Source organism: Caballeronia ptereochthonis (assembly GCF_001545075.1).
GTDB lineage: Bacteria > Pseudomonadota > Gammaproteobacteria > Burkholderiales > Burkholderiaceae > Caballeronia > Caballeronia ptereochthonis.
Window position 1 is genome coordinate 149,795 of record NZ_FCOB02000020.1, and the last position, 12,373, is coordinate 162,167.

11 protein-coding genes are annotated in these 12,373 nt (G+C 64.0%); 6 read left to right on the plus strand and 5 right to left on the minus strand.

Annotated elements, in window-relative coordinates:
- Positions 1-84 precede the first annotated feature (84 nt).
- The 6 genes from AWB83_RS21630 to AWB83_RS21655 all read left to right on the plus strand — a co-directional run bounded on the left by AWB83_RS21630 (position 85) and on the right by AWB83_RS21655 (position 6,442).
- Positions 85-1,161, plus strand: a complete 1,077-nt coding sequence (locus tag AWB83_RS21630) for an ABC transporter ATP-binding protein (RefSeq protein WP_087047655.1) — start codon at positions 85-87, stop codon at positions 1,159-1,161.
- Between the two features lie 70 nt (positions 1,162-1,231).
- Positions 1,232-1,945: an HAD-IA family hydrolase gene (locus AWB83_RS21635; protein ID WP_087047656.1), complete on the plus strand. Its 714-nt coding sequence runs from the start codon at positions 1,232-1,234 to the stop codon at positions 1,943-1,945.
- 2 nt (positions 1,946-1,947) lie between these two features.
- A complete protein-coding gene (locus AWB83_RS21640) occupies positions 1,948-3,282 on the plus strand; it encodes an NAD(P)/FAD-dependent oxidoreductase (RefSeq protein WP_087047657.1) in 1,335 nt (444 codons plus the stop codon).
- Positions 3,279-4,190 (plus strand): ABC transporter permease, encoded by a 912-nt coding sequence (locus AWB83_RS21645; RefSeq protein WP_087047658.1) that lies wholly within the window; start codon positions 3,279-3,281, stop codon positions 4,188-4,190. Before AWB83_RS21640 ends, AWB83_RS21645 begins: the two co-directional genes overlap by 4 nt.
- 5 nt (positions 4,191-4,195) lie before the next feature.
- Complete coding sequence (locus tag AWB83_RS21650; RefSeq protein ID WP_087047684.1) at positions 4,196-4,996, plus strand: ABC transporter permease; 801 nt, start codon at positions 4,196-4,198, stop codon at positions 4,994-4,996.
- Positions 4,997-5,014: 18 nt separating this feature from the next.
- Positions 5,015-6,442, plus strand: a complete 1,428-nt coding sequence (locus tag AWB83_RS21655; RefSeq protein WP_087047659.1) for an aldehyde dehydrogenase family protein — start codon at positions 5,015-5,017, stop codon at positions 6,440-6,442.
- 35 nt (positions 6,443-6,477) lie between these two features.
- Here the strand turns inward: AWB83_RS21655 and AWB83_RS21660 are convergent, their stop codons facing one another.
- From AWB83_RS21660 to AWB83_RS21680, 5 genes are all read right to left on the minus strand, one after another.
- Positions 6,478-8,208, minus strand: a complete 1,731-nt coding sequence (locus tag AWB83_RS21660) for a GMC family oxidoreductase (RefSeq protein ID WP_087047685.1) — start codon at positions 8,206-8,208, stop codon at positions 6,478-6,480.
- 15 nt (positions 8,209-8,223) lie between these two features.
- Positions 8,224-9,234: an ABC transporter substrate-binding protein gene (locus AWB83_RS21665; protein WP_244197838.1), complete on the minus strand. Its 1,011-nt coding sequence runs from the start codon at positions 9,232-9,234 to the stop codon at positions 8,224-8,226.
- Positions 9,235-9,478: 244 nt separating this feature from the next.
- Entirely contained in the window at positions 9,479-9,823 is a 345-nt protein-coding gene (locus AWB83_RS21670) for a cupin domain-containing protein (protein ID WP_087047660.1), read from the minus strand.
- A gap of 10 nt (positions 9,824-9,833) precedes the next feature.
- The gene (locus tag AWB83_RS21675; protein WP_087047661.1) at positions 9,834-10,802 is read right to left on the minus strand and encodes a M14 family metallopeptidase; all 969 of its coding nucleotides are present in this window, start codon (positions 10,800-10,802) and stop codon (positions 9,834-9,836) included.
- Positions 10,799-12,271, minus strand: coding sequence for an NAD-dependent succinate-semialdehyde dehydrogenase (locus AWB83_RS21680; protein WP_087047662.1), 1,473 nt, complete (start codon positions 12,269-12,271; stop codon positions 10,799-10,801). The genes AWB83_RS21675 and AWB83_RS21680 overlap by 4 nt, the downstream gene beginning before the upstream one ends.
- Positions 12,272-12,373: the final 102 nt, after the last annotated feature.

Below are 12,373 nucleotides of genomic sequence, written 5' to 3' on the forward strand. Positions count from 1 at the left end.
ATCCAACAATTTTGGAATTGCCGTCAAAAACATCGCGACTTAGTATTTTCCCAACCCCCTCTCCTTGACGATGAGACGAACGCCATGGACGCACGCGCGAAAACCGGAGTCTCGATCAAGTCCGCCACCAAGCGCTACGGCGCGCTGACGGCGCTCGACGACGTATCGCTCGATATCGCGCCGGGCGAGTTCGTCTCGCTGCTCGGCCCCTCGGGCTCGGGCAAGACGACGCTGCTCGGCATCCTCGGCGGCTTTGTTCAACCGACTTCGGGCAGCGTGTGGGTAGGCGAGCGCGACATTACATTTGCGCCGCCTCACAAGCGCGACATCGGTATCGTGTTTCAGAACTACGCGCTCTTTCCGCACATGACCGTCGGCGAGAACGTGGCGTTCTCGCTGCGGGCGCGGCACGAGCCGAAATCGACATGGGCGAAGTGTGTTGCCGAAGCGCTCGCGATGGTCGAGCTCAAAGGCTACGAAGGCCGCGGCATTCATCAGCTCTCCGGCGGACAGAAGCAGCGCGTGGCGCTGGCGCGCGCGATCGTGTTCCAGCCGCAACTCATCCTGATGGACGAACCGCTCTCCGCGCTCGACAAGCAATTGCGCGAGACCATGCAGATCGAATTGCGCCGGCTGCATCGCCAGCTTGGCGCGACCATCGTCAACGTGACGCACGATCAGCGCGAGGCGCTCACGATGAGCGATCGCGTGGCCGTGCTGAAGGACGGCCGGCTCGTGCAGATCGACACGCCCGAACGCCTGTATGACCGCCCTTGCGATGCGTTTGTCGCGAGCTTCATCGGCGAGGCGACGATGCTCGACGTCACGCGCGCCGGCGACGATGCCGTGCGTCTCGGCGATACCGTCCTGCGCACCGCACACGCCTTGCCGCGCGGCGATAAGCTGCTGCTCGCCGTGCAGACGGAAAAGCTCGTCATCGACGGCGAGAACCGTCATGCAAACGCGAACCGCCTTTCGTGCCGCGTCACCGAAGTGCTTTATCAGGGCGAGAGCCTGCGTGTGTTCGCCGCGCTCGCCGATGGCACCGCCATCAGCCTTCGACAGCCCGGCAGCCATGACGCGCGCCGGCGCATTCCCGCGCCGGGGGCGTCGATGATCGTCGCGCTCGATCCGCAGGACACGATCGTCGTGTCGGCCTGATTTCTTTCACCGCCTGTGCACGGGCGATTTCGTCGTCGCGTATCAAACGCAAACTGCAAAGGATGAAGCAATGAATCTCACCGATTTCAAGGTCCTGACCTTCGATGTCGTCGGCACGCTGATCAACTTCGAAAAGGGCGTGCTCGATTCGGTGCGCCGGCTGGGCGGGCCGAAGGCGAAGGACCTGACCGATGATCAGATCTTCGAGCCGTACATGGAAGGGCGCGCGAAATATCCCGGCCGTTCGAGCCACGAGATGGCGAATGTGTATCTGCATCTCGCGAAGCAGCTCGGCTTGCCGGATGACGCGCAATCCGCCGCCGCGTTCCAGCGCGACGTGCTCGAATGGCCCGCGTTCGAAGACTCGGTCGCTGCGTTGAAGCGCTTGCGCAAGCACTTTCGCCTCGTGGCGATGACGAACGCGGACCGCGTCGCGTTGTCGGCTTATGCGCACACGCTCGGCAATCCGTTCGACGATACCGTGTGCTGCGATGAAACCGGCGTCGCCAAGCCCGATCCGCAATTCTTCGCATACAACCGCGGACGTCAGGCCGCATTCGGCTACAAGTTCGAGGAGATCCTGCATACGGCGCAGAGCCAGTACCACGACATCGGCGTCGCGACGAGGCTCGGTTATGCGACGTGCTGGATCGAGCGGCGTCAGGGCATGAAGGGCTTCGGTGCGACGCCGGTGCCCGAAGCCGTCACGACGCCGACCTTCAGGTTCGCGACGCTCGCCGCCCTCGCGGATGCCGTCGACGGCGAAGTGCGCGCTGCTGCGTGACGATGCGCGCTCCCAGCACACCGCTGCGTCCGCAACCCGAATCGCTGTGGCGAGCGATGGCCGCGCGCGTGCCGACGATGGACGCGCCCGTTTCCACCGGCGCGCCGCTCGCTCGGGATATCGACATGGAAGTGGCGGTCGTCGGCGCGGGATATTCGGGCTTGAGCGCCGCGTATGCGCTGCAAAAGCGTGGCGTGCAATGTGCGGTGCTCGATGCGAATCCCGTGGGCTGGGGCGCGAGCGGGCGCAATGGCGGCGTGGTGTCGTCGAAGTTTCGCCTGTCGTTTCCGGCGATCGCGAGCGCGCATGGCGTCGATGTCGCGAAGCGCATGCATCGGCTCGCGCATGACGGTGTGCGTGCCGTGGAAGCGTACATCGACGAATTCGGGCTGGAGCGCGCGTGCTTCGAGCACACGGGCAGCTTGCGCTGCGCGCATACGGAGCGCGCGCTGGCATCGATACATGCCGAAGCGGATTGGCTGCGCACGACGCTCAACGATACGTCGATGACCGTGCAATCGCGCGCGGAAGTGGAATACGAAACAGGCTCGAAGGCTTTCGTCGGCGGCGTGCTGAGTGCGGACGCGGGCACGATTCTGCCGCTCGAATACGTACGCGGCATCGCGGCGGCCTTGACCGCACGCGGCGTGCCGATTTACGAAGCGACGCCCGTCATCGACATGTCGCGCGCGCAGGATGGCCGCGTCGTGCTGCGAACGCCGGGCGGAATGGTGCGCGCGAAACAGGTGATCGTGGCGACGAACGCGTATTCGAATCTGACCGGTGCCACCGCTTCGTATCATCGTGAGCTCGTGCCGTTCAGGAGCGCGATGATCGCCACCGCGCCCTTATCACCGGAGCTGGACGCGCAGTTGATGGTCAATCGCCGCAGCTATACCGAAACGCGCCGCATGATGAAGTGGTTCCGCAAGGCCGACGGCCGCATGCTGTTCGGCGGCCGCGACGCGTTCGGCAAGGAAGGCGAGCCCACCGGCTTCGATGCGCTGCAACGCGCGATGGTCGCGCTCTTTCCGCAATTGAAGGGCGTGCCGGTGGAATATCGCTGGTCGGGTTATGTCGGCATGACGTTCAATGCCCTGCCGCACGTCGGCCGCAGCGACGATGCGACCACGTTCTGTCTCGGCTACAACGGCGCGGGCGTGGCGATGGCGAGTCTGATCGGCCAGCACGCGGCGGCGCTCGCGCTCGGTGAGAAGCCCGAGCTCGCGCTGCTCGCGCAGGACGGATTGCGGCCCGTGCCGTTTCACGCGCTGCGCGCGCCGGGTGTGAGGCTCGTCGCCGCGTGGTATCAGTTTCTAGACGCCGTGGGTGCATGATGACGACAGCCAAACGGATTCTCCAGGACACCGCCGTGATGCATGCCGCCACGATCGATCCCTCGGTGCGCCATCAGCGACGCGAAGATCGCGCGATGCTGCTGCTGATGGCGCCCGCGCTTCTCGTCGTCGTGGTGCTGCTGGTCGTGCCGCTCGCGTGGCTATCGTGGCAGTCGATCTATCACGATGGCGTCTTCTCGCTCGTGAACTACCGGCGCATTTTCACGGGCGCCTATCTCGATACGTTTCTGCTGACCTTCAAGCTGAGCTTCATCGTGACGGGCATCACGCTGCTGCTCGGCTATCCGGTCGCCTATTTCGCGGCATCGATATCGCCGCGATGGAGCGCGCTCGTGCTCGGCATGGTCATCCTGCCGTTCTGGACCAGCGTGCTCGTGCGCACGTATGCATGGCTCGTGCTGTTGCAGCGCACGGGCCTCATCAACAAGGCGCTGCTCGGCATGGGTCTGATCGATCGCCCGTTGCAGCTTTCGTATAACCAGTTCGGCACGATCATCGCGATGGTGCATATCCTGCTGCCGTTCATGGTGCTGCCGCTCTATTCCGCGATGCAGAAGATTCCGCCGAATCTCTCGCAAGCGGGCGCGAGCCTCGGCGGCTCGCCGTTGCACGTGTTCTGGCGCGTGTTCCTGCCGCTTTCGATGAGCGGCGTGCTCGCGGGCGTGACGCTCGTGTTCGTGCTGTGCCTCGGCTTCTACATCACGCCGGAACTGATGGGCGGCGGCAAGTCGATGATGGTCTCGATGATCGTCAGCCGCAACGTCGAGATCTATAACAGTTGGGGCGCGGCGAGCGCGGTGAGCGTGGTGCTGCTCATCTGCGTGTTTGCGATCTTCCATGCCGCGAGCCGCGTGATTCCGCTGGAAAGGACGCTGGGGGCGAAATGACGCAAATGAGGAACTCACTTTCGTTGGGTCGCGTGACGCTCGGCGCATCGGTGATGCTGATTCTCGCGTTTCTGATGATTCCGGTGGTCATCGTCGTGCCGCTGTCATTCTCCGACGCACGTTTCCTGACGTTTCCGCCGCCAGGTTATTCGCTGCGCTGGTATCACGCGTTCTTCGACAACCCCGCGTGGATCGATGCCGCCAAGACGACCTTCGCGGCTTCGACGTGCGCGGCTTTGATCGCGACGCCGGTCGGCATCGCAGCGGCATACGGCATTCAGTACGGGTCGCATTGGTCCTTGCGCTATCTGCGCACGCTGCTGATGCTGCCGTTGATGGTGCCGATCATCATCGTCGCGGTGGGCGTGTTTTTCGTGTTCACGCAGATGGGCTATGTGAACACGCTGGGCGGGCTCGTCATCGCGGATACGATGCTCGGCCTGCCTTATGTGCTGATCTCGGTCGGCGCGGATTTGCGCACGTTCGATCGCACGCAGGAGATGGTCGCGCGCAGTCTCGGCATGAATCGCTTTCGCGCGTTCATGGTGGTGACGCTGCCGCAGATCAAGGCCAGCGTGATCTCCGGCGCGGTGTTCGTGTTCATTCAGGCGCTCGATGAAACGGTCGTCGCGCTGTTCATTTCCGGCGGCAACAATCAGACGCTCACGCGCCGCATGTTCGTCACGTTGCGTGATGAAATCGATCCGACCATTGCCGCCATCAGCACGATGTTGACGGCGTTGACACTGTGCCTCGTGATGATCGTGGTCGTGAGCCGGCGTTCTTCCGCCGCGGCCCGGACCTGATTCTCCACTACTCAAGATATGCGACATCTACAGCAGTTCTATATCGACGGCGAATGGGTCGAGCCGTTGGGCAGCGCACGTCTGGCTGTAATCGATCCGAGCACGGAAGAATCGATCGGCGAGCTCGCGCTCGGCGATGCGCGCGATGCCGAGCGCGCGGTGGCGGCGGCGCGGCGTGCTTTTGCGTCGTTTTCCAGGACACGCATCGAGGAACGCGTTGCGTTGCTCGAACGCATTCTCGAAGCGTATCTCGCGCGCTACGACGAGATGGCCGATGTCATCACGCGCGAGATAGGCGCGCCGAGAAAGCTCTCGCATGCGTGGCAGGCCGCGCTGGGCAAGCGGCATCTGGAAGAAACGCTGCGCACGGTCGAGCGGTTTCAATGGCAGCGCAAGAAGGGCACGACGCTCGTCAATCACGAGCCCGTGGGCGTGGCCGCCCTCATCACGCCATGGAACTGGCCGATCAACCAGATCGTATGCAAGGTTGCGCCTGCGCTTGCGGCGGGGTGCGCGGTGGTGCTGAAGCCGAGCGAAGTGTCGCCGATGAATGCGGTGCTGTTCGCCGAAATCATGGGCGCAGCGGGCGTCCCCAGGGGCGTCTTCAATCTCGTGAATGGCGATGGGCCGACCGTCGGCGCCGCACTCAGCGCACATCCGGATGTCGACATGGTGTCGTTCACCGGATCGACGCGCGCGGGCATCGAGATTGCGAAGCTGGCCGCGCCGACCGTGAAGCGCGTGCATCAGGAACTGGGAGGGAAGTCGGCGAACATTCTGCTCGACGATGCCGATTTCGAAGCGGCGGTTACTGCTGGCGTGAACGCGTGCTTCAGCAACAGCGGACAGTCATGCAACGCGCCGACGCGCATGCTCGTGCCTGCGTCGCGTCACGATGAAGCGGTGGGGATTGCCTTGCGCGCCGCGCAGAAACATCGCGTCGGACCGGCAAGCGATCCGGACACGACGATGGGTCCTGTCGTCAGCGACGTGCAGTTCGGGCGCGTGCAGCGGCTGATCGGCGTGGGCATCAAGGAAGGCGCTTCGCTGGTGACAGGCGGCCTCGGGCGGCCTGATGGGCTCGAACGCGGCTTTTACGTGAAGCCGACTGTCTTCGCAAACGTCAGTCCGTCGATGACGATCGCGCGCGAGGAGATTTTCGGGCCCGTGCTCGCGATCATGCCGTATCGCGACGAGGAAGATGCGATTGCCATCGCCAACGACACGCCTTATGGTCTGGCGGCGTACGTGCAGTCCGGGAATCAGGAGCGCGCGCGTCGTGTCGCGCTCAGGATGCGCGCCGGGAGCGTCTATGTGAACTACCCGGCCTGGGATGCGGGCTCGCCGTTTGGCGGTTACAAGCAGTCCGGCAATGGGCGCGAATACGGCGAGTGGGGGCTGGAGGCGTTTCTCGAAGTGAAGGGGATCGTCGGTTACGGCGAGTGACGCGCACGAAGCCGTTCTTAGGTTTCTTGCCCGGGTCATGACGCGCCGGAAACGGCTCGATCGCGCGCTGTCGTGCTGCTCGAATGACGCGCTTCGTTGCGGAGCAAATCGGCCACACGCTCCGCGATCATGATCGTCGGCACATTGGTGTTGGCGCATGGGATCGATGGCATGAGCGAGGCATCGCAGACATGCAAGCCTTCGACGCCATGAACCGCGCCGCGCGAATCGGTCACTGCCAGCGGATCATTCGAAGCTCCCATGCGGCACGTCCCGGACGGATGCCACGTCCCGCCGACGGAGCGCATGACAAAATCGGTCATCGCGCGATCGTCGGCGAGCAACTCGTCGATCGTCACGCCTTGAGTCACGACGCGTTTGATCAAGGCACCGCGCAAAGGCCCGGCGACATCGAGCAACGCACTCAATGCGCCGCGCTGCACCGCGTTCCATGTCCCCGGAACAGCGACGGCGGCCACGCGCGGCGAATAGCTCGACGGAAAGATCACGTCGCGGTGTGCGGCCATCGAAGGCGACGCCAGCGTGATCGCCCCGAAGCGCAAGGCGAGCTTGAGCCGATCGAGATCCCGTGCATCGGAGAGCATGGCGAAATCGACCCTGGGCTCATCGGACGCGTTCGCCGACACGAGCGTGACGCGCCCGCGCGAATACGACTTGTTGACCCAGAAGAAGATCGTGCCGAGCCGATGGCCCACCGAATGCCAGCCCGAACGCGACAGAATCGCGCCGTGCATGTCGCCGGGCACGGTGTCCGTCACGCCGGACGAGAAGCGCACGATCGCCTGTTCATGGTGCTCGTCGGGAAACGGCGTGCGCGCGCCGCGCGGCAGAAACGCGGACACGGCAATCGACGGATGCTCCATCAGATTTCGGCCCACGCCCGGCAGATTCGCGCGCACGTCGATACCGAGTGCGCGGAGCTCGTCGGCGGGTCCGATGCCGCTGCGCATCAGCAGCGCGGGACTGTGTATCGCGCCCGCGGATACGATCACGCGTCGCGCTTGCAACGCTTCACGCGTGCCGTCTGCGCGCAGCACGCATGCGCCGGTCGCCCGCTTGCCGTCGAACAGGACACGTTCGACCCGCTCGTCCGTGCGTATGGTCAGATTGCTGCGCGTGCGGGTCGCGTCGTCGAGATAGCAGACGGATGTCGGGATACGTTCGCCCTTCGCGCTCATCGCAATGGAACCAATGAACGTGCCGTCTTCCCAGGGCCCGTTCTGGTCCTCATGCATCGCATGGCCGCTTTCTCGAAGCGAACCGAGCACCGCTCTGACGAATGGCGATATGCGCGGCCATGCCGTGCGTTGAATGCGCACGGGACCCTCGCCGCCATGAAGCTCGCCGCTGAAATCGCAGTCCGTTTCGAGCTTGCGAAAATAGGGCAGGCAGGTCTGCCAGTTCCAGCCCGACGCGCCGAGCGTTTCCCATTCGTCGTAGTCGGCGGGCGAGCCGCGATTGGCCATCAGCGCATTGATCGCCGAGCCGCCGCCCAGAAGCCGCGCCTGCTCATAGCGACGAACCGCGCCACGCTCGCTCATGCGCGCTTTCAACTGCTGCCAGATATTGCGCGTGTCGAGATAGGCGCGGCCCGGATAGCGGCTGCGAATCGCATCGGGCATCGCGTGTGCGGAGATGTCACGCCCGGCTTCGACGAGACACACGTTCGCCCGGGCATCTTCGGAAAGGCGCGCGGCCAGCACGCAACCGGCCGAGCCGCCGCCCAGGATCAGATAGTCGAACACGCCGGCGTGCAGCAATTACTGCATGAACTTCAACCAGCGCGCCTTCGCCTGAACCCCCGCATCGGACGCCCACCATTCCTCCGACATCAGCGCCTGCTTCGCCGCATTCGCGGGCGAGCTCGGCAACTCCGCCGCGCGCTTGTCCGTGATCTTGCCGGTCTTGAACGCAGCCGGATTGCCCGGGCCGTAGTCGATATACAGCGGCAGATTCGCCTGCAATTCCGGCGATACCGCCGCATTCAGGAAGCGCACCGCATCATTGAGATTCGGCGCGTTCTTCAGGATGCACAGCTGCGTGTTCTGCAGAATGCCATCGTTGAACGTGAAGCCGATGTCCGGATCGTCCTTCATCACGGCGCTCGCGCGGCCGTTCCAGATCATCGTCATGTCGACTTCGCCGTCATGCAGCAATTGCGCCGACTGGCCGCCCGATGTCCACCACACGGTGACGTTCGGCTTGATCTCGGCGAGCTTCCTGAACGCGCGATCCACGTCGAGCGGATAGAGCTTGTCGCGCGGCACGCCGTCCGCGAGCAGCGCGGCTTCGAGCACCGTCACCGGGTCGTTGCGCAGCGCGCGCGTGCCGGGGAAGTTCTTCACGTCCCAGAAGTCCTTCCAGCTTTGCGGAATCTTCTTGAGCGTCTTCTTGTTGTAGCCGATGACCGTCGAATAGAACTCGTAAGCCACCGAATAAGGCGTGCGGTATTTCTCGGGAACGGACGCGGCGTTGGGGATCTTCGAGAAATCGAGCTTCTCGAGCAAGCCTTCGCGTCCCCCGCGCAGGCAGTTGGACGTGGGCGTATCGACGACGTCCCAGATCGGCTTGCCGGTCGAGCCTTGCGCCTTGATCTGCGGCCACGCGTCCGGAATGCTGTCCTGGCTGATGGTGATGCCGAGCTCCTTTGCGGCAGGGTCGAGAATCGCCTTGGTCTGCGCTTCCTGATACGCGCCGCCTTGCGACACGAACGTGATCTTTCCCGCTGCGAACGTCGGCGCGGTGCCCGCGATGCCCAGCAGCAGGGTCATGGCCAACGGGCGCACAGGGAAGCGCGGACAGCGGAACCTTGCAATCTTCATCACGGCGTTTTCCTCGACAAGGTTGAAGCGGTGGACGTCATGCAGGGCGCGCGCTTTCACCTGGTCGACGGGCGAAGAGGACGCGTGCTGATTCAAAATATATTGAGTCAAATACGCGCGATCAACGCCGGAATTGTTGGAGTGACCATGACTTGGTGTTATGTCAGCGCAATGGTCACGCCGTGCCGCGCTTTCAGAAGATCACATAGACCTTGCGCATGGTCTCATCGACTTCCCAGGTGCCTTCCGTGTGCGCCGCAAAGAAGAGCGTGTCGCCGCCGGTGAAGTGGATCGTGTCTTCGCCATCGGGCGTGAAGCGGCCTTTGCCCGTCAGAAAATGCATGACTTCCGCCTGCTTGACCGCACGACGATAAACGCCCGGCGTGCATTCGAACACGCCCGTATCGATCGCCTCGCTGCCTGGAATGACTTTCTGCACGCCGGATACCTTGATTTCCCGCGTGCCCGGAAGGCCGGCCGTGCCCCAGTCCTCCAGGCCCTGCAACGCGATGCTCTGCCTGATCTGCTGAACTTTCATGTAGTCGCCTTCAAAGGGAATTGATGCGCCGTTCGATCCTGCCGAGCCGCACGACCGTCACGCCCGGACGCAATTGACGCAGCGACGGCATCACGAGCATGCAATCGTCGTAGGGCGTTTTGACGGGCTCGCCCTCGGACCAGCCGATCACGCTGCCCGCTTCGGGAAACACCTCGCGGCCGGTGTAGTGATCGGCGAAGCGGAAGTCCATGCTCTTGGCCACGACGGGTTCCGTCACGCGCACGACGAGCATTTCTTCCGGCGCGGGTTGAATCCAGCCGGCGGGCAGATCTTCCTTGTCGAGCACGCCGGATAGCACGAGAAAACGCGCGGTCACGTCGCGCGCGACGGTCACCGCGCTCGCTTCCCAATGCTGTCCGCATTCGACGAGCAATGCGTTTCTACTGCTCGACGGATCGCCGAAACCTTCGTAGTCGCGCATGCGCCGGCCTTCCGGATGCCCTTCGTCGCAGATCACGGTCGCGGGCGTGCCGAGCCGCGCCGACAATTCGATGCCCTTTTCAAGCGGCCCCGCGACGATCAACGGCTTGCTCTTCTCGTGCATGGAATGCAGGTCGAGCAGCAAATCCACGGTGTCGATGACAGGCCGCATCGCGCGGGCGCGGCGCAGTTCGATCGAATCGCGCGATGCGTCATCGAGCGTTTTCGCGGTCCACACGCGATTGAAGTCCTGATCGACGAAGCGCGACGCATCGGGCTTGCTCGCATCGAAGCTCCGGTAGGCGTCGACGTTTGCGAAAGCGAGCGTGAGCTTGCCGCGCCGCGGCCGCGGATTCGCGCGCAACAGGGCATCGACGACGATCGCGCCGCACACTTCGTTGCCGTGCGTGAGCGCGTTGATCATCACATGCGGGCCTGCGACGCCTGAATCGAAGGTGTGCACATACGGAATGCCCGCGCTGCCCGATTCGTGAGCGGCGATGTCGGGGAATGTGATCTCGATCGGATAAGCGCTCATTCGAGTCCACCCTGGCAGAGATATTTGATCGAGAGGTAATCGTCGAGGCCGTACTTCGAGCCTTCGCGTCCGTAGCCCGATTCCTTCACGCCGCCGAACGGCGCGGCTTCGCTCGAAATCGCGCCTTCGTTGATGCCGACGATGCCCGCTTCGAGCAGACGCGACACGCGATCGATGCGCCTCATGTCCTGGCTATAGAAATACGATGCGAGCCCGAACGGCGTGTCGTTGGCGGCGTGGATGGCTTGCGCTTCGTCATCGAAACGGAACAGCGGCACGACCGGGCCGAAGGTTTCCTCGCAGCTCAGCTGCATGTCGGGCGTGGCGTCGATGAGGACGGTCGGGGCGTAGTAGTTGGCGCCAAGCCCGGAAAGGCGCTGGCCGCCCGTGAGCGCGCGCGCGCCGCGCCTGAGCGCATCGTTCACGTGACGTTCGATTTTCTCGACCGCGCGCGCATTGATCATGGGACCGATTTGCGCGTCCGGGTCGGTCGCCGGCGCGACCTTCAATGCGGCGACGCGCTTCGTCAGCAACTCGGCGAACTGCTCGTAGACCGACGATTGCACGTACACGCGATTCGGGCATACGCACGTCTGCCCGCCGTTGCGGAACTTCGATGCCATGAGTCCGGCGACGGCGGCATCGAGATCCGCGTCATCGAACACGATGAAAGGCGCATTGCCGCCGAGTTCGAGCGAAAGCTTTTTCAACGTGCCCGCCGATTCACGCGCGAGATATTTGCCCACCGGCGTCGAGCCCGTGAACGTGATCTTGCGCACGCGGCTGTCGTCGAGCCAGTCGGCGACCGCGTCCTGAGCGTTCTCGCGCGATGCGCTGATCAGATTCAACGCGCCCGCCGGCACGCCCGCTTCGTGCGCGAGCATCACTAGGGCAAGCGCGGTGAGCGGCGTGTCCTCAGCGGGCTTGCCGACCACCGTGCAGCCCGCCGCGAGCGCGGGCGCGATCTTGCGCGCGATCATCGCGAGCGGAAAATTCCACGGCGTGATCGCGGCGACGATGCCCACGGGCTCCTTGACCGCGCTCATGCGCTTGCCGCGCTGCTGCTGCGGAATGATGTCGCCGTAGATGCGCGTTGCTTCATCCGCGAACCACGCGACGTAGGACGCGCCATACATCACTTCGCCGCGACCTTCCGCGAACGGCTTGCCTTGCTCGAGGGAGATGAGACGCCCGAGCGCATCCGCGTTCTCGACGATCAGCGCATGCCAGCGATGCAGCACGGCAGCGCGGTCCTTCGGCAACGCATCGCGCCAGGGGGGGAAGGCGCGCGCGGCGGCGTTGGTCGCGGCGCGCGCATCGGCGGGGCCGCTGTCGGCGACTTGCGCGATGACTTCGCCCGTCGCTGGATCGGTGACGGCGAAGCGCTTGCCGCTCGCGGCGGCCACCCATTTGCCGTCGATGAAATTGTCGGCGCGAATCAGGTCGTTCAGCTCGAATCGTTTCGTCATGGTGGTCTCCTTTACGCGAGCAGATGCGCGATGGCCTCGCCCACTTCCTGCGTACTTGCCTTGCCGCCGAGATCGCCGGTCCTCGGTCCTTCCTTCAGGACA

Coding starts and splice junctions, on each gene's coding strand:
- AWB83_RS21630 (WP_087047655.1), top strand. CDS start 85: ATGGACGCACGCGCGAAAACCGGAGTCTCGATCAAGTCCGCCACCAAG.
- AWB83_RS21635 (WP_087047656.1), top strand. CDS start 1,232: ATGAATCTCACCGATTTCAAGGTCCTGACCTTCGATGTCGTCGGCACG.
- AWB83_RS21640 (WP_087047657.1), top strand. CDS start 1,948: ATGCGCGCTCCCAGCACACCGCTGCGTCCGCAACCCGAATCGCTGTGG.
- AWB83_RS21645 (WP_087047658.1), top strand. CDS start 3,279: ATGATGACGACAGCCAAACGGATTCTCCAGGACACCGCCGTGATGCAT.
- AWB83_RS21650 (WP_087047684.1), top strand. CDS start 4,196: ATGAGGAACTCACTTTCGTTGGGTCGCGTGACGCTCGGCGCATCGGTG.
- AWB83_RS21655 (WP_087047659.1), top strand. CDS start 5,015: ATGCGACATCTACAGCAGTTCTATATCGACGGCGAATGGGTCGAGCCG.
- AWB83_RS21665 (WP_244197838.1), bottom strand. CDS start 9,234: ATGACCCTGCTGCTGGGCATCGCGGGCACCGCGCCGACGTTCGCAGCG.
- AWB83_RS21670 (WP_087047660.1), bottom strand. CDS start 9,823: ATGAAAGTTCAGCAGATCAGGCAGAGCATCGCGTTGCAGGGCCTGGAG.
- AWB83_RS21675 (WP_087047661.1), bottom strand. CDS start 10,802: ATGAGCGCTTATCCGATCGAGATCACATTCCCCGACATCGCCGCTCAC.
- AWB83_RS21680 (WP_087047662.1), bottom strand. CDS start 12,271: ATGACGAAACGATTCGAGCTGAACGACCTGATTCGCGCCGACAATTTC.